Genomic DNA, 17,291 nt, shown 5'->3' on the forward strand with positions numbered 1-17,291 from the left:
ATTGCCGCGCCGGCGCGGATCAGGCGACTGCCAGCGCCACCTCGTACTTCGCCGTGGTCTTCGCAGCGACCTCCTCTTCAGTCACCCCAGGGGCGAGCTCGATCAGACGGAAGGGCGAATTGTGATCGGCGCGCTGAAACACCGCCAGGTCGGTGATGATCATGTCGACCACGTTCTTGCCGGTGAGCGGCAGCGTGCAATCGGGGATGAATTTGGGCGTCCCGTCCTTGGCGTTATGCTCCATCACCACGATGATCTTCTTGACGCCGGCGACCAGGTCCATTGCGCCGCCCATGCCCTTGATCATCTTGCCCGGGATCATCCAGTTGGCGATGTCGCCATTCGACGCGACTTCCATCGCGCCCAGCACGGTGAGGTCGATATGCCCGCCGCGGATCATCGCGAAGCTGTCGGCGCTGCTGAAATAGACCGACTGGGGCAGCTCGCTGATCGTCTGCTTGCCCGCGTTGATCAGGTCGGGGTCTTCTTCGCCCTCATAGGGAAACGGACCGATGCCGAGCATTCCGTTCTCGGACTGGAGCGTCACCTCGACCCCTTCCGGGATATGGTTGGCGACCAGGGTCGGGATGCCGATGCCCAGATTCACGTAGAAGCCGTCGCGCAGTTCCTTCGCAGCGCGTGCGGCCATTTCATCACGAGTCCAGGGCATCATGTCTCTCCGTCGGAAATCACTGGTTTTGGGGTGCCGCGACGCTGCGCACAGGGTTGGGCAGGATGAACCAGCCCGCCCCCCATAGCGGCGCGACCATCGTTTCGGTCGCCGCAGTCTGACGCTTGCCCGCGTCGTTCGTCGCCTCGAACAAGCTGCTGAAATCGTTGAGCGAGTCGCCGACCAGCGCGACCACGCAATAGCCGGCGGCAATGACCTGGCGCACCTGCTCGTCGCCCTTGGCCGCGTCCGCCCCGCCAGCCAGGATCAGCGTACGGCCGGGCTCGAACCGGCCAAAGCCCAGCTGGTCGAGCAGCCCTGTGACGCCAGGCGCGCTTTCGGGCGAGCGCCGCGTGGTAAAGATCACCGCGATTCCCTCGCGCCGCGCGGCATCGATGCCCTCCACCGCCCCCGGGGTTGCCGTGACCGTATCGCTGCCGTCGCCCTTCCAGCGCCGCCAGCGCGCATCGGGATCGGCCGCCTTGTCCTCGCTCTCGTCCAGATCGAACACGACGGCGAGCGGCTTGCTGCCGCAGGCCGCATAACCCGGCGCATCAAGCGTGGCTCCCGGTGCCAGCACCACGGACTGCAGCGCCTCGCCCCGGCGGCGGCGCTCCGCCTGCGCGGCAAGGTGATTCCACAATGCCTGATAGGCTTGCAGGCTGTACGCCGCGGCTTCGCCCGCAGCGCCCGGCGGCGGCAACACCCGCAAGCCGGGCTGGATCACCGCGCGTCCGTCAATCGCCGTGATCGCGACCTGCCCTGCTTCGGTTTTCTGCGGCACGGGAGCCGGGATCGCCGCCTTCCGCTCCGGATCGCCCTTCTTCTCGCGGCGGGCCTTGTCGCGACCGGGAAGCTGGTCGCGCGCGATCAGCCCGCCTGCGACGACCGGGATCGCCGCCGCCACGCAGCCGCCTGCCATCACCGGCAACAGCGTCAGCGCGACCGCGGCGCGCAACCGGTTCACGCCGCGCCGACGCCTTCCGGCCGCGCCCGTGTCGTCCGGAATTCGATCTTCTTGTCGTAAGGCGCGCCGACGATCATCCGCTTCACATAGATGCCGGGCAAGTGGATCGCATCAGGGTCGAGGCTGCCGACCGGCACCACCTCCTCGACCTCCGCGACGCAGATGTTCGCCGCGGTCGCCATCGGCTGGTTGAAGTTGCGCGCGGTCTTGCGGAAGATCAGGTTCCCCGCTTCGTCCGCCTTCCAGCCCTTGATGATCGCAAGGTCTGCGCGGATGCCACGTTCCAGGATATATTCCTGGCCGTCGAACAGCTTCACTTCCTTGCCCTCGGCCACCTTCGTGCCGACGCCGGTCTTGGTGTAGAAGCCGGGAATACCCGCTCCGCCCGCGCGGCAGCGCTCGGCAAGCGTGCCCTGCGGACAGAATTCCACTTCCAGCTCGCCCGCCAGATACTGCCGCTCGAATTCCTTGTTCTCACCGACGTACGAGGAGATCATCTTCTTCACTTGGCGGCTGCGCAGCAGCTTGCCCAGGCCCTCATTGTCGATCCCGGCATTGTTCGACGCGATGGTGAGATCCCTGACCCCCGAAGCCTGAATCGCGTCGATCAGCCGCTCCGGGATGCCGCACAGCCCGAACCCGCCCGCGCAGATCGTCATACCATCTTGGAGCAGGCCTTCGAGCGCGGCCTCGGCACTGGGATAGAGCTTCTTCATCGCGGCGATTCTCTCCTGTGTGCGTTTGCGTGCGCGATAGGCGTGCGATCCGGTGCCGGTCAAGCAAAGCCGAATCGGGTTTCAACTTGAGTTGCGAGCAGCGAAACTGCGCTGCAATGCAGCAAAGTTGCGACGAGCCGAAATTGAAGCGTCAATCTTTCCGCCCTAGTTTCTGCGCCGCATTTCGGGGCGGGTCAGCGCAATGATCGAATTCACGGTTTTCCTGTACGGGCTGCTGACGGCCTTCGTCCTTGTGTCGGCCGAGCAGAATCGCCGTCTTGAGCGCCCCAATCCGGCCATGGTGACCGCGGTCGGCTGGGGCCTGTTCTCGATGTCGTCGACGCTCGCGGTGCTGCTTGGCGGCGTCGCGCTGGCGCTGGCGCTCGGCATGGATGTCCCCGAACTCGCGCACCTCGCCCTTCGCTGACGCACAAGAGAACCCGGCAAGAAGAACCAGGCGGCCGAGGCCGCGCGGCCAAAAGAAAGGGCGGCCGAAGCCGCCCAGGTGCTTGGGAAGGTTTTGCCCGGGTCAGCGCACGGAACCGCGCCGCACCAGGTTCACGATTCCGAGCAGAACGACTGCGCCGAGGAACGAGACCAGCAACGACGTCAGGCTGAACTCCTGCGTGATCGTCGTACCGCCGATCAGCGGCGTGATGATCAGACCCGCGAGCACCGCGCCCACGATCCCCACCACGATGTTCAGAAAGATACCCTGCTGGGCGTCGGTGCGCATCACGATGCTGGCGAGCCAGCCCAGCACACCACCCACGACGAGAAGTACGATGAGATTCATCATCTGCCGTCTCCTGCAATCCGGCTCGGCAGTGCCGAGTCATGCGGATATACGGTTGAAACGGCGGGACGTTCCGCCCGCGAAAAAGATTCCCACGAGGACGAGGAGACGCAGCGATGGCCCTGTACGCGTTTGAAGGCAAAGCGCCGTCTATCCACCCTGGCGCCTGGGTCGCGCCCAGCGCCGATGTGATCGGCGACGCGCAGCTGGCGGACGGGGCAAGCCTGTGGTTCGGCGCAGTGATCCGCGCGGATAACACCCCGATCATCATCGGCGAGCGCAGCAATGTGCAGGAAGGTGCGATGCTGCATTCGGACCCCGGCATCCCCCTGACCGTCGGCGCCGATTGCACCGTCGGCCACCATGCGATCCTGCACGGCTGCACACTGGGGAATCGCGTCCTTGTCGGCATGGGCGCGATCGTCCTCAACCGCGCCGTGATCGGCGACGACTGCCTGATCGGTGCGGGTGCGCTGGTGACTGAAGGAAAGGAATTCCCCCCGGGCTGCCTGATCGTCGGCAGCCCCGCGCGGGCGGTGCGGGAACTTGACGCTACGGCGCGCGCGGCTTTGCTCATCTCCGCACACAGCTATGCCGATCGCCAGCGCCGATTCAGCACGGGTCTGACCCGCATCGATTAGCCTTTTCAAAGATCGGGTATGGAATCCATTCCCATCTTCCCGCGCCCGCTGGACAGGAAATTCAGTTCGGGTATGAAACGCAAATGGCCCTACCCGCTCTGTTCGATCGCCTGCGCCTGCCCGTTATCGGGTCGCCGCTCTTCATCGTCTCCGGCCCGGAACTGGTCATCGCCCAGTGCAAGGCTGGGATCGTCGGCTCCTTCCCGGCGCTCAACGCGCGGCCGCAGAGCCAGCTCGACGAATGGCTCCACCAGATCACCGAGGAACTGGCGGCCTGGAACCGCGACAATCCCGGCCGGCCGGCCGCGCCGTTCGCAGTCAACCAGATCGTCCACCGCTCGAACGACCGGCTCGAGGCCGATCTCGCCACCTGCGGCAAATGGCAGGTGCCGATCGTGATCACCTCGCTCGGCGCGCAGGAAGCGCTGAACCAGGCCGTGCACAGTTGGGGCGGCATCACGCTGCACGACGTCATCAACGACCGGTTCGCGCACAAGGCGATCGAGAAGGGCGCCGACGGCCTGATCCTCGTCTGCACCGGCGCGGGCGGCCATGCCGGCCAGCTCAGCCCCTTCGCCTTCGTGCAGGAAACCCGTGCATGGTTCGACGGGCCGATCATCCTCTCCGGCTCGATCGCCAATGGCGGCGCGATCCTCGCCGCGCAGGCGATGGGCGCGGATCTCGCCTATATCGGATCGCCCTTCATCGCGACGGCGGAAGCCAACGCCGAAGCCAGCTACAAGAACGGCATCGTCGAGGGGACCGCGTCCGACATCGTCTACACCAGCCTCTTCACCGGGGTGCACGGCAATTATCTGCGCGCCTCGATCGAGGGTGCCGGGCTCGACCCGGACAATCTGCCCGAAAGCGATCCGAGCAAGATGAACTTCGGATCGGGCGGCAATTCCAAGGCAAAGGCGTGGCGCGACATCTGGGGTTCGGGTCAGGGTATCGGCGCCGTCCATGCCGTGACGCCGGTCGCCGACTATGTCGATCGCCTCGACAGCGAATATCGCGCAGCCCGTGCGCGGGTCGCCGGCCTCTCGCAGGGTGGCTGGAGCGCCTGACGCCTAGAAAGCGTGGGCAAGCCGGTCGAGCATCCGCCGCGCGGGGCTGACCGGTACCGGCGCCTCTTCGCTCTCCGTAACGTCGATCCGCGCGACTCGCCGGTAGAGATCCTGGCTCGCCGCGATCAGCCCCTGCGCAGCGAGAGGCATCGCGGCGAACGAGGCCGCATCGGTTTCCGGCGCCGTGCCCAGCCGGCGCGACGGATCCATCGCGTCACCCATGGGAAGTTCGCCGGCATCGACCGCGCGCTGGGTCAGCAGCCATGCGATCACATGCATCAGGCGCGTCGTGACCTTGAGCGACTCGCAGGAGAAGACGACGCGCGTCATCGCGTCGAGCGTATCGCGCTCACTCCGCCCCATCTCGTCGAAATAGGCGCGCGCCTCATCCGCCAGCACCATCGACTCGGTATAGAGCGAGTCGATCAGCCGCCGGTGAATCCGTGATGTTGCGTCGCCTTTGCTCATCACAGGCAACGCTGACACAAAGGATCAGAGAGCGAAATAGCCAATCTTCGCAATCCCATGTCCCAAAGCGATCTCATGTCCCAAAGCGATGCGCGACGGGGGCTCATGCGATGATGTCGGGGATCAGCCCGTCCTCGAGCATCGCAATCTCGTCGCGCAGGCGCAATTTGCGCTTCTTGAGCCGTGCGACCTGGAGCTGGTCGGGCGCGCTCGCGGCAGAGAGCGCCGCGATCGCCGCATCAAGGTCGCGATGCTCAACCCGAAGCAGCTCGAGGCGGCGCAGAATCTCGGTATCTTCCATCCGTTTATGCACCCCGCAAAGCGGCACGAGCTTCGGCCCGCCGCATGAAGCCGTTGCCCTGTCGATGCAGCGATTCGCAAGGGGCGACAAGCGCTGCGAATCGTGATTTACTCCGTGATCCTCGCAACCCACGAGCAGGAGGATAGCTTCCATGCAGAATGCGCATCTCTCGGCACTTACGGCCAAGCACGCGACTCTCGATCGCAAGATCAGCGCCGAGTCGCAACGGCCGATGCCCGATCAGATGATCATCGCCGATCTGAAGCGCCAGAAACTGAGGGTAAAGGAAGAAATCACGCACATGTGATGCGTGGCTTGGTGTCACCCTGGCTGAACTGCCGGGGTGGCGCCGCATTCGCGCGCAGCCCCTGCCATCCGCGGACGGGCGCGCACCAGGATCCAAGATCCAGTCAGGGTTTGAAGAGCGGCCGCGCGGGCCGCGGAGCGGTCTCCGACGCCTTGGCATAGCGTGGCGTATGCGTGCCGGTGCCGACAGGTTTGCGGGCCGCCATCGGATCGATCTCACGGTCGAACGCGATGCCCACCCGGCCTTCCGCCTTCCACGCGATCCGTCCGCCGACCCAGCCCACGCCGCGCACATCGACCTCGACCGCGGTTCCGACCTCGACCGGCTGCGCATACTCAGCCATCAGGCCGCCCGCCGAAAGGTTGCGGACACGGACCGTCGTCTCCGCCTCACCCTCGACTCGCAGCTGCGCCGACAGCAACAGGCTGTCACGCGCCGCAGAGCGCTGGTGCGACGGATCGTCGCTCAAATTTGCGTTCAGGGGATCGGTCGGAAACTGGTCCATATGCCGTTCTGCAAATCCGCTTTCATGCGCGAATTAGAACAGGAATCGCTATCCAAAGCGTTAATCGAAATGAGTAGCCACGTCCGATCCGGCGCTATTCGTCGCGCGAAACCTTTTCGTTGCGCTCATGACGCTCCTGCGCCTCGACGGTCATCGTCGCGATCGGACGCGCCTCCAACCTGCCCAGGCTGATGGGTTCGCCCGTCACTTCGCAATAGCCATATTCGCCATCGTCGATCCGGCGCAGCGCCGCATCGATCTTCGCGATCAGCTTGCGCTGCCGGTCGCGGGTGCGCAGTTCGATCGACCAGTCGGTCTCGCTCGACGCGCGATCGGTCAGATCGGCCTCCCGCAGCGAATCGACCTGAAGCTGCGACAGCGTACCCGCCGCCTCACGATGGATCGCATCCTTCCAAGCCAGCAGCTTCTCGCGGAAATATTGCAGCTGCCGCGGATTCATGAAGGCTTCTTCGGGGCTTGGCCGATAGCCGTCCGGAAGATCATTCGCAGCCGGCGGCGCTTTTTCGGGTTCGTCGCGGTGCTCGTAAACGGTCGCCATGCCACTCTCCACACCGGGTTTCAGCGGTTGCCCCGATCGAAACCCGACTTTTGCCCGTCGGCGCTATAGGCAGGTGCGTCCTGCTCCACAAGCGTCCGAATCCACAGATTTGTGGGCCAAACTGTTCTTGATGTGTGGAAAATTGCACGGGCCTGAACCGCACGGGGTGCGGCGGCACCCATTAACCACATCGGATAGCGATAACCGGATCGGGTATGGCGAGCTGTCTCGCTGTGGCACATTAACCACAGCGCGCGCCATCGCAGGAGACAAAACGACCCAAGTTGATGTCGATTTGTGGTTAACGGCGTTGCACTTAATGGTTTGTTCTGCACTTTCTGTGCATGAGCCTGCACAGGCGCTGTGTCCGCAGCATCCACGCAGCCTCCGGGGAAATTAGAGAGAACGATCATGTCGGTTCGGATGGCCTTGGCTAAATTGTGCGCATGTGCGTGCGGCGGCGCCGTGATCGGCGGCGGTGCGGTGCATGTCGCCGAATCCCGCGCTGAGCGGTCTTACATGTCGAAGCAGCCGGTCGCGGCGAAGCGCGTCATTACGAAGCGCGTCGTGAAGCGCCCAGCCGTCCGCAAGCGGATCGTGCGGCGCACCGTCACCACCACGGCGCAGTGTCAGCCGCAGGTCATCACGGTCACGCCGCAGGGCGCGCCCGTGCCGCTTCCGCCGGTCTTTGCCGAAATGCCGGCGATCGGTGGCGGTGGCGGCGGTGGCGGCGGTGGAGCCGCGATCGGCGGCGGCGGCTTTGGCGGCGGCTTTGGCGGCGGGTTCTTCGCGGGCGGCTTCTTCGGCGGTTCGGGCGGCTCGGGCGGCAGCGGCGGGATCGTGATCTCGTCCACCTCGTCCGGCGGATCGACCAGCACCTCGGGTGGCTCGACCTCATCGGCTTCGGGTGGCTCGGGCGGTTCATCGACCTCGACCTCGACCGGCGGCGTTTCGAGCACCAGCACCTCCTCGACCGGCGGGTCTTCGACCAGCTCGGCGTCGGGCGGCTCGTCCACCTCGGCCTCGTCTTCGGGCGACGTCTCGTCCTCGTCGAGCGGCAACGTCTCGACCTCGACCTCCACCTCGGCCAGCTCGTCGGGTGACGTTTCGTCCTCGACCTCGAGCGGCTGGAGCACGTCGAGCGGCTGGAGCAGCACTTCGTCGACCAGCACCTCGACCTCGACCAGCACGTCGAGCGGCAGCACCGGCTCGTCGGGCGGACCAGATCCGGTCCCTGCCCCGCCGATGGTACTCCTGTTCGGCGCAGCCGCTGCGGCGCTGGTCGTGCGCAAGCGCTTCCAGAACCGCAAGGCAAAGGAAGCCGACGCGGCGGCCTGATTACTCGGCGGCGATCAGCGCCTGCTCGATTTCGGCTATCGTATGGCGGGTGAGATCCTTGTCGATCTCGCCCGCCAATCGATTCTCGACCGCCTTATGGTAGTTCTTGCGCAGCTCACCCAGCGTGCGCGGCGGCGCCACGACGATCAGCGACTCGAAATCATTCTCCAGCGCGCGCCGGTTGAGCAGTTCCGCCGCCTCCGCCGCGAACCGGTCCTCCTCGATCTGGTGGAAATCGGCATTCTCCATCGTCCCGCCGCCTGAAGCGAAGGTTCCGCCTTCCATCCGTGTCGACTGCGCCCGGCCCGACAGGTCGGCCGCCTGCTCGTGCGTCGCCGGATTGTCCTGGACGCGTTTGTGTTCCACCTGAAGATTAGGGTGCGTTGCATCGCCTTCGTTCCTGAGGAACAGCATCTTGCGGCCGTCGGCGACCACGACAAAGGCGTTGTGCGGAACCTGCATCGCTCATCTCCTTGTTGGTTGCAGGTGAACGCGCGCAGTGCGTCGCGGGTTGCGCGAGTCATCGCCCCCCGCCATAGCCCTGCCCCATGCATGACATCCGCCTGATCCGCGAAAATCCCGAAGCCTTTGACGCGGCATTGCTCCGCCGTGGTGCCGAACCGCTCGCTGCCGGCCTGATCGCGCTCGACGAGTCGCGCCGCGCACTCACCACCCGCCAGCAGGAGGTGCAGGCCCGCCGCAACGACCTGTCGAAACAGGTCGGACAGGCGAAGGCGGCGAAGGACGAGGATCGCGCCCAGGCGCTGATGGCCGAAGTCGGCGCGCTCAAGGATGAGCTGGAACAGCTCAACGCCGATCAGGCCGAGGCGGACGAGGCGCTCAAGACCGCCCTCTCCGCCATCCCGAATCTCCCGGCCGCCGACGTCCCTGACGGGGTGGACGAGGAGGACAATGTGCTCGTCCATATGATTGGCACGCAGCCCGTCTTCGCCTTCGAACCGAAGGAGCATGACGCATTCGGCCCCGCACTCGGGCTCGATTTCGAGACCGGCGCATCGCTTGCAGGCGCCCGCTTCACGCTGGTGCGCGGCCATGCCGCAAAGCTCGCCCGCGCGCTCGGCCAGTTCATGCTCGACACGCTGACCGGCGAGCATGGCTATGAAGAGGTGAATCCGCCGATCCTTGTCCGTCCGGACGCGATGTTCGGCACCGGCCAGTTGCCCAAGTTTGCCGAGGACAGCTTCCAGACCACCGACGGCCGCTGGCTGATCCCCACCGCGGAAGTCAGCCTGACCAACATCGTGCGCGAACAGATTCTGTCCGCCGACACGCTGCCGCTGCGCTTCACCGCGCTTACCCCCTGTTTCCGCTCGGAAGCGGGGGCCGCTGGCCGCGACACGCGCGGCTATATCCGCCAGCACCAGTTCGACAAGGTCGAGATGGTCTCGATCGTCACGCCCGACGACTCCGAAGCCGAGCATGAGCGGATGACCGCCTGTGCGGAGGGCATCTTGATCGCGCTCGGTCTGCCCTTCCGCCGCATGAAGCTGTGCGCCGGAGACATGGGCTTCTCTGCCACGCGGACCTACGATCTCGAAGTGTGGCTGCCCGGCCAGGGCCGCTATCGCGAAATCTCGTCCTGCTCGACCTGCGGCGACTTCCAGGCGCGCCGCATGAATGCGCGCTATCGCAACGCCGATGGCAAGCCCGCCTTCGTCCACACGCTCAACGGCTCGGGCCTCGCGGTCGGCCGCACGCTGGTGGCAGTGCTGGAGAATTACCAGCAGGAGGACGGATCGGTCGCGGTGCCGGAAGCGCTCAAACCCTATCTGCGCGGGATCAACCGGCTGGAACCCGCCGCGTGAGGATTCTCCTCACCAACGACGACGGCGTCCACGCCCGCGGGCTCGAAGTGCTTGAGCGTATCGCCCGTACCTTGTCGGACGACATCACCATCGTCGCCCCGCTCGAGGAACAGTCGGGCAAGGGCCGTTCGCTCTCGCTGACCGAGCCCGTCCGCCTGCGCCGCTTCGGCGAGCACCGCTTCGCGGTCACCGGTACGCCGACCGATGCAGTGATGATGGCGCTGGCCGAGATCATGAAGGAGTCGCCGCCCGACCTCATCCTCTCCGGCGTCAATCGCGGCGCCAATCTGGGTGAGGACGTCAGCTATTCCGGCACCGTCTCCGCCGCGATGGAAGGCGCGCTCGCAGGCATCCGCTCGATCGCACTCAGCCAGCGCTATGCCGCGCCTGCACCAGGCGAGCGCGTCAGCTTCGAGGCTGCCGAGCAATGGGGCGAGCGTGTGCTGCGCCCGTTGCTTGATGCGCAATGGGCGCCGCGCACCCTCATGAACGTCAACTTCCCGCCGGTCGCTGCGAGCGAGGTCAAGGGAATCAAGGCGGTGAATCAGGGCCTGCGCGACTATGGCCGGATGAAGCTGGACAAGCGGACCGATCCGCGCGGCTTCGACTATTATTGGTTCGGCCTCGGCCGGATCGACCATACGCCCGCCGCGAACACCGATCTCGAGGCGATCGAAATGGGTTACATCACCGTCACGCCGCTACATCTGGACATGACGCACCGCGAATCCCTTGATATGGTTACCGATATATTTCGTTAGTGCCGGGGGGCAGGTGATGGTTGGCCGGGGGGCCTGGTATCGGGGCGTGATCGTGGCGGCATTGTTGCCGCTTGTTTCCGCATGCATCCCGGCGGGCAGCGGCCCGCCGCCCGCGCGCAGCTATGCCGATGACGAGCCGCAGGATCCGACGCGTGCGCCGCGGAGGGAGGATGTCACCGCCCTCCCCGCGCCGCCGCCCGCCTGGGAAGCGCGTCCCGTCACCGCCGATGCGCGCACGATCTCCGCCTCGACCTACACCGTCCAGCCCGGCGACACGCTGCGCGGAATCGCCAACAAGACCGGCGCAGGCTCCGAAGCCATTGCGCGCGCCAACGATCTCGAGCGTCCATTCGTGATCCGCGCCGGCCAGCGCCTGTCGATCCCCGGCGGCCGCTACCACCTCGTCCGCGACGGGGAGACGGGCATCGCCATCGCCCGCGCCTATGGCGTCGAATGGGGACAAGTCGTCACCGCCAACGATCTGGCCGAACCCTATATCCTGCGCACCGGCCAGCGCGTCCTCATCCCCGGCGCCGAACGCCCGCGGACGCGCGAGGAGCGCGCCGCCGCCTTCCGCCTCGACATCGACGATATCGTCACCGGCAGTCAGCCGGCGATCCCCGAGCGGGCACGCCCGACCCGGCCGACCGCTTCCTCGGCCCGCGTCCTCCCGCCCACCGCAGCGGTCGCGCCGCCGGCAGCGCTCAAGGGCCAGTTCCAGTGGCCGGTCCGCGGCAACGTCATCCGCCGCTTCGGCCCGGTCGCAAGCGGCGAGCGCAGCGACGGCCTCAAGATCGCGGTGCCGCTCGACACCCCGATCCTCGCCTCGGCGGACGGCACCGTCGCCTATGTCGGCAGCGACATCCCTTCGCTGGGCGGTCTCGTCATCCTTCAGCATGGCGGCGGCTGGACCACCGTCTATGGCCATGCCGGGCAGTTGCTCGTCCAGCGCGGCCAGAGCGTGAAGCGCGGGCAGATGATCGCACTCTCGGGCGACAGCGGCGCCAATCGGGCCCAGCTCCATTTCGAGATGCGTCAGGGCCGCACCCCGGTCGACCCGCTCCCAAGGCTTCCGGCGCGGCCCTAGGGCGCATTGATTGCGCGGCGATAGCAGCTAAGCTCCGCCGCGCATGCGCTTCCTTCCCCACGCCACGCTCAAGCGCAAATCGACCCTTCCCGTCTGGGTCTCGATCACCTGGCGCGTCCTCGCGGTGCTCGGCCTGCTCGCGCTCGCTATCGGCGTCCACTGGTTCGACCGGGAAGGGCTGCGCGACAATTATGACGGGCACATCAGCTTCGTCGATATCGTCTATTTCACGATGATCTCGATCACCACGACCGGCTATGGCGACATCGCCCCGGTCACCGAGCGGGCGCGCCTGTTCGACGCGCTGGTGGTGACGCCGATCCGCGTCTTCGCGGTGCTGCTGTTCATCGGCACCGCCTATAATTTCGTCCTCAAGCGTACATGGGATAGGTGGCGCATGGCCCTGATCCAACGGAACCTCCACAACCACATCATCGTCGCGGGCTTCGGCACCACCGGGTCGGAGGCGGTGGACGAACTGATCGCGCGCGGCACCGATCCCGGCCAGATCGTCGTGATCGACGGCAACACGCAGGCACTCGACCGCGCACGCGACGTCGGCTGCATCATCCTTCAGGGCGATGCGACGCGCGATGCGACGCTGGAAGACGTCAAGATCGTGAGAGCGCAGTCGATGATCGTCAGCGCGGGACGCGACGACACCTCGGTACTCATCACCCTCACCGCACGCCACCTCGCCCCCGATCTCAAGATCAGCACGGTGGTGAAGGCGGAGGACAATGAGCTCCCCGCAAGGGCCGCGGGCGCCACGACGGTCATCAACCCCGTCAGCTTCGCCGGCCTGCTCCTCGCCAGCGCGTGCAAGAGCCAGCATGTCGCCGACTATATGATGGACCTTGCCTCGATCGAAGGACCGGTCGCACTAAGCGAACGCGCCGTGAAACCCGAAGAGATCGGCATTCCGCTGGCCGGCATCGCCACCGGCATCGGCCTTCGCCTCTACCGCGGTGGCGCGCCATTCGGCTATTTCACCGACGAAGCGAAGGCGCTGCAACCGGGTGACATGATCGTCGAGGTGGTTCGCACCGGCGGCAAGGCCGCGGCATGACCAACCAGATGCGCGCGCTGCTCCTCACCCGCTATGGCGGCCCTGAGGTTGCAGTGCTTCGCACCGTTCCCCGTCCCGCTCCCGGCGCAGGGGAATTGCTCATCCGCGTCCACGCCGCCGGTCTCAACCCGGTCGATTTCAAGACGCGCGAAGGCAAGCTCAAGGTCATTCAGCGCTACGCCCTCCCCGCGGTGATGGGCAACGAACTGGCCGGGGTGGTCGAAGCGGTGGGCGCGGGCGTGACCCGCTTCTCGGCCGGCGATCGCATCTTCGCGCGCGTGCCCAAGGGGTCGATGGGCGCCTTTGCCGGTTATGCCGTCCTGCCCGAGACCGTCGTGGCAGCGATGCCCGCCGCGCTCGATTTCGAAACCGCCGCGGGCGTCCCCCTCGCTGGTCTCACCGCGCTCCAGGCACTGCGCGACGAACTCCATCTCAAGCCCGGCAGCCGCGTCTTCATTCCCGGCGGGGCAGGCGGCGTCGGCACCTTTGCGATCCAGATCGCCAAATGGCTCGGTGCCGAAGTCACCACCACCGCCTCCCCACGCGGCCGCGCGCTGGTCGAGCGGCTCGGCGCGGATGTCGTGATCGACTATACGACACAGGACTTCACCGATCATGTCCGCGACATGGACGGCGTGTTCGACCTGCTCGGCGGCGAGACGCTCATCAAGTCATTTGGCGTGGTCAAGCCCGGTGCGACAATCGTCTCGGTCGCCGCGCTGCCCGAACCACAGACCGCGCTCAAGGATCTGGACCGCGGCCCGGCCCTCGCGGCGCTGTTCTGGCTCGCCAGCTATCGTCTGCGCGCGCAGGCCCGGAAGCATGGCGCCCGCTACCGCTTCCTGTTCATGCACCCGAGCGGCAGCGAACTCGCCGAGCTCGGCCAGTTGATCGAGCAGGGCATGCTCGAACCGGTCATCGACCGCGTTTTCCCCTTCGACCAGATCGGCGACGCCTTCGCCTATCTCGAGTCCGGGCGGGCCAAGGGCAAGGTGGTGGTTCGAATGGAAGACTGACGGCACGATATCTCAGGCATGGAAGGAGCGGATCGGAATGCGACGACTTCTGCTGGCAGGCCTCGGGCTGATCGCAGCCCTGATCTCGACTCCCGCCACGGCCGCTGCCAGTCAGCTGGTTTCCGGACAGATCCGTTCCGCCGCCTTCGCCCAGAGCCGGATCGGGATAGACCCGGTCCGCAAGATTTCGGTCTACCTTCCCGCCGGCTATGCCGACCGCAGCCGCCGCTTCCCGGTGATCTACTTCCTCTCGAACTTCTTCGAGGACCAGACCGCGCCTTTCGCCAACAATGATGCCGCGAAGCTGTTCGACGCGGCGATCGCGGAGGGGGTGATCGGCGACGTCATCGTCGTGACCGCCGATTTCACCACACCCGCGGGTGGATCGTGGTTCGTCAACTCTCCCGCCACCGGCAATTGGGAGGATTTCATGGTGCGCGAACTGGTACCCCATATCGACGCCAACTTCCGCACCCTCGCCCGGCCGGAGTCGCGCGGCATCGCGGGCGATCGGATGGGCGGCTATGGCGCGATCCGCTTCGGCATGCGCTATCCCGGCACCTTCGGCTCGGTCTATGCCCTGCACCCGATCGGCATTGGCCAGGGCGTGCAGACGATGTTCTCGCGGCCGAACTGGACGCTGCTCGCCGATGCAAAGTCGCTCGACGATCTGCGCGCCGACCCTTTCTCGCAGATCTTCACCTCGATCTTTCAGGCGCATCTGCCCGCACCCGATCGTCCGCCGCTGTTCTTCGCGCCGCCGGCGGCGATGGCCGGCGGTCAGCTGCAGGTCGATCCCGCGCTGACCCAGCGCTTGCAGGACAATTTCTTCCTCGATCGGCAGGTCGGGCGCTATGCCGATAATCTGAGGCGCCTGCGCGGCCTCAAGTTCGATTGGGCACGCGGCGATGCCAATCCCGATCACATCGTCTCGCTTCAGGCCTTCACCCGCACCCTCGACGAGTATCGCGTCCCGTATGAGGCCGAGGAATATCGCGGCGGCTGGGGCGAACGGCATTGGGGCAGACAGGGCCGGGTCTATTCCGACATGCTGCCCTTCTTCCGCACGCACCTGGTCTTTCAGGGCGGCTAGGCCTGTCGCCGCGGAGGGCGCGTCAGCGCAGCAGCTGAAACACCACGCCCATCACGCAATAGACCACCAGCCAGTATCCGGCATCGATCAGAAACAACCGCATCGACAGGCGCGAGAACAGATAGTTCACACCGAACGAGGTCGCGATGAAGCCCAAGGCGATCCCGCCCGCGATCATCACGCTCAGCCCCAGATCGGGCGTGCCATAGGTGCCCAACACATGATCGAGCACGAACGACGCGATCAGGTTGAGCACGAATGCCGTGCCGAAGATCATCGGCATGTTCGCGTTGGCGGCGTCCTCCGGCGTCACGCCGCGCTCGGCCATCCACGCCTTGCCGAACACCGGACCATACCAAAGCGCGCCGACTGCAAAGCCCGCGATCGCGGCGACCAGCACCGCAAGCCAGTGAATCTCCGTTCCCATGCAACCCTCCCCTGCTACACTTGTAGCAGAGTATCGCACTTCGATTCGGCTGGCAACTGTGCGGCAGCCCGCGCCCCGCGCCGAAGCGGTAGGCAGCCGGGGCGAACGGGCACAGAAAACCCTGTTTGTCCCGCGACCATCCGGAACTGAACGCGATCGCCAGACGCTCTGTCCAGGTCACGATCTGCTGTGGCAGAAAGGAACAAGTCATGGGCATCGAAGGAAAAATCAAGGAAGCCGCCGGCTATGTGAAGGAGGAGGCGTTCGAGCATGGCGACTCCCCGGAAAGCAAGAAGAAGGCCCAGGAGGGGCGCGATCTGCGCAACGAAGGCCGGATCGAGGAGGGCAAGACGCCCAAGACCGGCGAACCCGGTTCCGGCAACTGACCGTCGAGCAGCCCGCCCCGGCAATCGCCGGGGTGGGGTTTGCCCGTTTCCCTGAATGAAGCTGCCGCTCAGCGAATCCCGAAATCTGCGGACTGGCGCCGTGCCCTGGGATCAGGGCGGCTGGAGCCTTCCGGCCGCCACCGCCTCGCTTCCGAGGCGCGTCGATGTCGCAATTCTGGGTTGCGGAATCATGGGTGCCATCCTCGCCGAAAGGCTGGCGGACGGCGTACGCACCGTCGGCCTGTTTGATCGTCGCCCGCCCGGCTGCGGCAGCACCGCAGCCTCCACCGCCGAGGTCATGTGGGCAATGGACATACCGCTCATGCATCTTGGTGCAAAGCTCGGTGAAGCACAGGCGGCGCGGCGCTGGGCGCGGGTCTTCGCGGCGGTGCGCGAGCTCGCGGCGCGGATCGACGCGCTCGGGGATTGCGGCGAGCGCGTGGAGCGGCCGACCCTCTATCTCGCGGGCAACGTCCTGAACGAAACCTGGTTGGCCCAGGAAGCGGCGCTCCATCAGCGTCACGGCCTGCCGTCCGTCTTTCTCGACGGAGCGGAAACCGCCCGCCGGTTCGGAATCGCCCCGCGTGCTGCGATCCTGTCCGATGGCGGGTACGAGATCGATCCCGTCGCCCTTTGCCACGCGATGCTGCGGCGTGCGGTCGAACGCGGCGCTACCCTCACCTACCCGGTCGACGTCATTGCGTTGCACCCGGTCGCGGACGGCGTGGAACTGGAATGTGCGACCGGGCATCGCTGTCTTGCGGCAAAGGTGGTGCTCGCGACCGGCTATGAACGTGCCCGGCTGTTCCTGCCGCCGGCATTTTCCCTGCTCTCGACCTTCGCGATCGCAACCCCGCCAGGCATGGCGCCGCTCTGGCGTGAGAATGCGATGATCTGGGAAGCGGCCGATCCCTATCTTTACATCCGCACCAATGCCGAGGGCCGCATCATTGCAGGTGGCGAAGACATCGAAACGCCGGACGAGGCAACGCGCGACGCCCGGATCGAAGCCAGCGCCGGCCGGATCGCGGCCAAGCTGGAGCAGTTGCTCGGTGGCAAGAGGATCGCAATCGACCGAGCATGGGGCGCTACCTTCGGTGCTTCGCCCGACGGCTTGCCCGCGATCGGCCCGGCGTCATCAATGCCCAATATCTGGCTGTCCGCAGGCTATGGCGGGAATGGCATCGCATTCGCCGCGCTCGCTGCACAATTGCTTGAGCGAAGCTTCTCCGGCGAGATCGACCCCGATGCGGAATGCTTCGATCCCTATCGGTTCGGCTAAGCAAAAGAG

23 protein-coding genes are annotated in these 17,291 nt (G+C 66.0%); 12 read left to right on the forward strand and 11 right to left on the reverse strand.

What is annotated here, in order from left to right; all coding sequences use genetic code 11:
* Window positions 1-19 precede the first annotated feature (19 nt).
* The 3 genes from AC07TU_RS12075 to AC07TU_RS12085 are packed head-to-tail and all read right to left on the reverse strand — an operon-like array spanning window position 20 to window position 2,353.
* Window positions 20-670, reverse strand: coding sequence for a CoA transferase subunit B (locus tag AC07TU_RS12075; protein WP_495188144.1), 651 nt, complete (start codon window positions 668-670; stop codon window positions 20-22).
* Between the two features lie 19 nt (window positions 671-689).
* On the reverse strand, window positions 690-1,637 hold the full coding sequence (locus AC07TU_RS12080) for an HAD family acid phosphatase (protein ID WP_495188145.1): 948 nt from the start codon (window positions 1,635-1,637) through the stop codon (window positions 690-692).
* Entirely contained in the window at window positions 1,634-2,353 is a 720-nt protein-coding gene (locus tag AC07TU_RS12085) for a CoA transferase subunit A (RefSeq protein ID WP_495188146.1), read from the reverse strand. Before AC07TU_RS12085 ends, AC07TU_RS12080 begins: the two co-directional genes overlap by 4 nt.
* A gap of 202 nt (window positions 2,354-2,555) precedes the next feature.
* On the opposite strand from AC07TU_RS12085, the gene AC07TU_RS12090 reads away from it, so the two are divergent.
* Window positions 2,556-2,780: a hypothetical protein gene (locus AC07TU_RS12090; RefSeq protein WP_495188147.1), complete on the forward strand. Its 225-nt coding sequence runs from the start codon at window positions 2,556-2,558 to the stop codon at window positions 2,778-2,780.
* A gap of 102 nt (window positions 2,781-2,882) precedes the next feature.
* Here the strand turns inward: AC07TU_RS12090 and AC07TU_RS12095 are convergent, their stop codons facing one another.
* On the reverse strand, window positions 2,883-3,149 hold the full coding sequence (locus tag AC07TU_RS12095) for a GlsB/YeaQ/YmgE family stress response membrane protein (protein ID WP_495188391.1): 267 nt from the start codon (window positions 3,147-3,149) through the stop codon (window positions 2,883-2,885).
* Window positions 3,150-3,265: 116 nt separating this feature from the next.
* On the opposite strand from AC07TU_RS12095, the gene AC07TU_RS12100 reads away from it, so the two are divergent.
* Window positions 3,266-3,790 carry a gamma carbonic anhydrase family protein gene (locus tag AC07TU_RS12100; RefSeq protein ID WP_495188148.1) on the forward strand — a complete coding sequence of 175 codons (525 nt, stop codon included), beginning with the start codon at window positions 3,266-3,268 and terminating at the stop codon, window positions 3,788-3,790.
* A gap of 83 nt (window positions 3,791-3,873) precedes the next feature.
* Complete coding sequence (locus AC07TU_RS12105; RefSeq protein WP_495188149.1) at window positions 3,874-4,857, forward strand: NAD(P)H-dependent flavin oxidoreductase; 984 nt, start codon at window positions 3,874-3,876, stop codon at window positions 4,855-4,857.
* A 3-nt stretch (window positions 4,858-4,860) separates the two neighbouring features.
* Here AC07TU_RS12105 and AC07TU_RS12110 read toward each other — a convergent pair whose 3' ends face one another.
* On the reverse strand, window positions 4,861-5,325 hold the full coding sequence (locus AC07TU_RS12110; RefSeq protein ID WP_495188150.1) for a DUF1465 family protein: 465 nt from the start codon (window positions 5,323-5,325) through the stop codon (window positions 4,861-4,863).
* 103 nt (window positions 5,326-5,428) lie between these two features.
* Window positions 5,429-5,626: a DUF465 domain-containing protein gene (locus AC07TU_RS12115; RefSeq protein WP_495188151.1), complete on the reverse strand. Its 198-nt coding sequence runs from the start codon at window positions 5,624-5,626 to the stop codon at window positions 5,429-5,431.
* A gap of 151 nt (window positions 5,627-5,777) precedes the next feature.
* Here AC07TU_RS12115 and AC07TU_RS12120 point away from each other — a divergent pair, with 151 nt between their 5' ends.
* Complete coding sequence (locus AC07TU_RS12120; RefSeq protein WP_075152121.1) at window positions 5,778-5,933, forward strand: YdcH family protein; 156 nt, start codon at window positions 5,778-5,780, stop codon at window positions 5,931-5,933.
* Between the two features lie 103 nt (window positions 5,934-6,036).
* Here the strand turns inward: AC07TU_RS12120 and AC07TU_RS12125 are convergent, their stop codons facing one another.
* From AC07TU_RS12125 to AC07TU_RS12140, 4 genes are all read right to left on the reverse strand, one after another.
* Window positions 6,037-6,438, reverse strand: a complete 402-nt coding sequence (locus AC07TU_RS12125; RefSeq protein WP_495188152.1) for a PilZ domain-containing protein — start codon at window positions 6,436-6,438, stop codon at window positions 6,037-6,039.
* Window positions 6,439-6,532: 94 nt separating this feature from the next.
* The gene (gene dksA / locus AC07TU_RS12130) at window positions 6,533-6,997 is read right to left on the reverse strand and encodes an RNA polymerase-binding protein DksA (RefSeq protein ID WP_495188153.1); all 465 of its coding nucleotides are present in this window, start codon (window positions 6,995-6,997) and stop codon (window positions 6,533-6,535) included.
* Window positions 6,998-7,626: 629 nt separating this feature from the next.
* On the reverse strand, window positions 7,627-8,289 hold the full coding sequence (locus tag AC07TU_RS12135; RefSeq protein ID WP_495188154.1) for a hypothetical protein: 663 nt from the start codon (window positions 8,287-8,289) through the stop codon (window positions 7,627-7,629).
* 46 nt (window positions 8,290-8,335) lie between these two features.
* Window positions 8,336-8,797: a host attachment family protein gene (locus AC07TU_RS12140; RefSeq protein ID WP_495188155.1), complete on the reverse strand. Its 462-nt coding sequence runs from the start codon at window positions 8,795-8,797 to the stop codon at window positions 8,336-8,338.
* An 86-nt stretch (window positions 8,798-8,883) separates the two neighbouring features.
* On the opposite strand from AC07TU_RS12140, the gene serS reads away from it, so the two are divergent.
* Genes serS through AC07TU_RS12170 form a run of 6 tightly spaced genes read left to right on the forward strand, consistent with a single transcriptional unit; the run spans window position 8,884 to window position 15,187 of the window.
* On the forward strand, window positions 8,884-10,161 hold the full coding sequence (gene serS / locus AC07TU_RS12145) for a serine--tRNA ligase (protein WP_495188156.1): 1,278 nt from the start codon (window positions 8,884-8,886) through the stop codon (window positions 10,159-10,161).
* A complete protein-coding gene (surE, locus tag AC07TU_RS12150) occupies window positions 10,158-10,922 on the forward strand; it encodes a 5'/3'-nucleotidase SurE (RefSeq protein ID WP_495188157.1) in 765 nt (254 codons plus the stop codon). Before serS ends, surE begins: the two co-directional genes overlap by 4 nt.
* Window positions 10,923-10,938: 16 nt before the next feature.
* Window positions 10,939-12,009 (forward strand): peptidoglycan DD-metalloendopeptidase family protein, encoded by a 1,071-nt coding sequence (locus AC07TU_RS12155; protein WP_495188158.1) that lies wholly within the window; start codon window positions 10,939-10,941, stop codon window positions 12,007-12,009.
* A 43-nt stretch (window positions 12,010-12,052) separates the two neighbouring features.
* The gene (locus AC07TU_RS12160) at window positions 12,053-13,078 is read left to right on the forward strand and encodes a potassium channel family protein (RefSeq protein WP_495188159.1); all 1,026 of its coding nucleotides are present in this window, start codon (window positions 12,053-12,055) and stop codon (window positions 13,076-13,078) included.
* Window positions 13,075-14,094 (forward strand): NADP-dependent oxidoreductase, encoded by a 1,020-nt coding sequence (locus tag AC07TU_RS12165; RefSeq protein WP_495188160.1) that lies wholly within the window; start codon window positions 13,075-13,077, stop codon window positions 14,092-14,094. The genes AC07TU_RS12160 and AC07TU_RS12165 overlap by 4 nt, the downstream gene beginning before the upstream one ends.
* Window positions 14,095-14,131: 37 nt before the next feature.
* Window positions 14,132-15,187, forward strand: coding sequence for an alpha/beta hydrolase (locus tag AC07TU_RS12170; RefSeq protein WP_495188161.1), 1,056 nt, complete (start codon window positions 14,132-14,134; stop codon window positions 15,185-15,187).
* Between the two features lie 22 nt (window positions 15,188-15,209).
* Here AC07TU_RS12170 and AC07TU_RS12175 read toward each other — a convergent pair whose 3' ends face one another.
* Window positions 15,210-15,614: a DUF1761 domain-containing protein gene (locus tag AC07TU_RS12175; protein WP_495188162.1), complete on the reverse strand. Its 405-nt coding sequence runs from the start codon at window positions 15,612-15,614 to the stop codon at window positions 15,210-15,212.
* 125 nt (window positions 15,615-15,739) lie between these two features.
* Here AC07TU_RS12175 and AC07TU_RS12180 point away from each other — a divergent pair, with 125 nt between their 5' ends.
* The gene (locus tag AC07TU_RS12180; protein WP_495188163.1) at window positions 15,740-16,000 is read left to right on the forward strand and encodes a hypothetical protein; all 261 of its coding nucleotides are present in this window, start codon (window positions 15,740-15,742) and stop codon (window positions 15,998-16,000) included.
* Between the two features lie 55 nt (window positions 16,001-16,055).
* A complete protein-coding gene (locus tag AC07TU_RS12185; RefSeq protein ID WP_495188164.1) occupies window positions 16,056-17,282 on the forward strand; it encodes an NAD(P)/FAD-dependent oxidoreductase in 1,227 nt (408 codons plus the stop codon).
* Window positions 17,283-17,291 lie beyond the last annotated feature (9 nt).

The organism is Sphingomonas sp. GW821-FHT03E12 (assembly GCF_059420685.1).

Bases quoted from the DNA above. Each gene is read 5' to 3' on its own strand.
- serS (WP_495188156.1), top strand. From the start codon at position 8,884: ATGCATGACATCCGCCTGATCCGCGAAAATCCCGAAGCCTTTGACGCG.
- AC07TU_RS12085 (WP_495188146.1), bottom strand. From the start codon at position 2,353: ATGAAGAAGCTCTATCCCAGTGCCGAGGCCGCGCTCGAAGGCCTGCTC.
- AC07TU_RS12165 (WP_495188160.1), top strand. From the start codon at position 13,075: ATGACCAACCAGATGCGCGCGCTGCTCCTCACCCGCTATGGCGGCCCT.
- AC07TU_RS12125 (WP_495188152.1), bottom strand. From the start codon at position 6,438: ATGGACCAGTTTCCGACCGATCCCCTGAACGCAAATTTGAGCGACGAT.
- AC07TU_RS12095 (WP_495188391.1), bottom strand. From the start codon at position 3,149: ATGAATCTCATCGTACTTCTCGTCGTGGGTGGTGTGCTGGGCTGGCTC.
- AC07TU_RS12140 (WP_495188155.1), bottom strand. From the start codon at position 8,797: ATGCAGGTTCCGCACAACGCCTTTGTCGTGGTCGCCGACGGCCGCAAG.
- AC07TU_RS12160 (WP_495188159.1), top strand. From the start codon at position 12,053: ATGCGCTTCCTTCCCCACGCCACGCTCAAGCGCAAATCGACCCTTCCC.
- AC07TU_RS12075 (WP_495188144.1), bottom strand. From the start codon at position 670: ATGCCCTGGACTCGTGATGAAATGGCCGCACGCGCTGCGAAGGAACTG.
- AC07TU_RS12170 (WP_495188161.1), top strand. From the start codon at position 14,132: ATGCGACGACTTCTGCTGGCAGGCCTCGGGCTGATCGCAGCCCTGATC.
- AC07TU_RS12100 (WP_495188148.1), top strand. From the start codon at position 3,266: ATGGCCCTGTACGCGTTTGAAGGCAAAGCGCCGTCTATCCACCCTGGC.
- dksA (WP_495188153.1), bottom strand. From the start codon at position 6,997: ATGGCGACCGTTTACGAGCACCGCGACGAACCCGAAAAAGCGCCGCCG.
- AC07TU_RS12185 (WP_495188164.1), top strand. From the start codon at position 16,056: ATGAAGCTGCCGCTCAGCGAATCCCGAAATCTGCGGACTGGCGCCGTG.
- AC07TU_RS12155 (WP_495188158.1), top strand. From the start codon at position 10,939: ATGGTTGGCCGGGGGGCCTGGTATCGGGGCGTGATCGTGGCGGCATTG.
- AC07TU_RS12105 (WP_495188149.1), top strand. From the start codon at position 3,874: ATGGCCCTACCCGCTCTGTTCGATCGCCTGCGCCTGCCCGTTATCGGG.
- AC07TU_RS12090 (WP_495188147.1), top strand. From the start codon at position 2,556: ATGATCGAATTCACGGTTTTCCTGTACGGGCTGCTGACGGCCTTCGTC.
- AC07TU_RS12175 (WP_495188162.1), bottom strand. From the start codon at position 15,614: ATGGGAACGGAGATTCACTGGCTTGCGGTGCTGGTCGCCGCGATCGCG.
- AC07TU_RS12110 (WP_495188150.1), bottom strand. From the start codon at position 5,325: ATGAGCAAAGGCGACGCAACATCACGGATTCACCGGCGGCTGATCGAC.
- AC07TU_RS12115 (WP_495188151.1), bottom strand. From the start codon at position 5,626: ATGGAAGATACCGAGATTCTGCGCCGCCTCGAGCTGCTTCGGGTTGAG.
- AC07TU_RS12120 (WP_075152121.1), top strand. From the start codon at position 5,778: ATGCAGAATGCGCATCTCTCGGCACTTACGGCCAAGCACGCGACTCTC.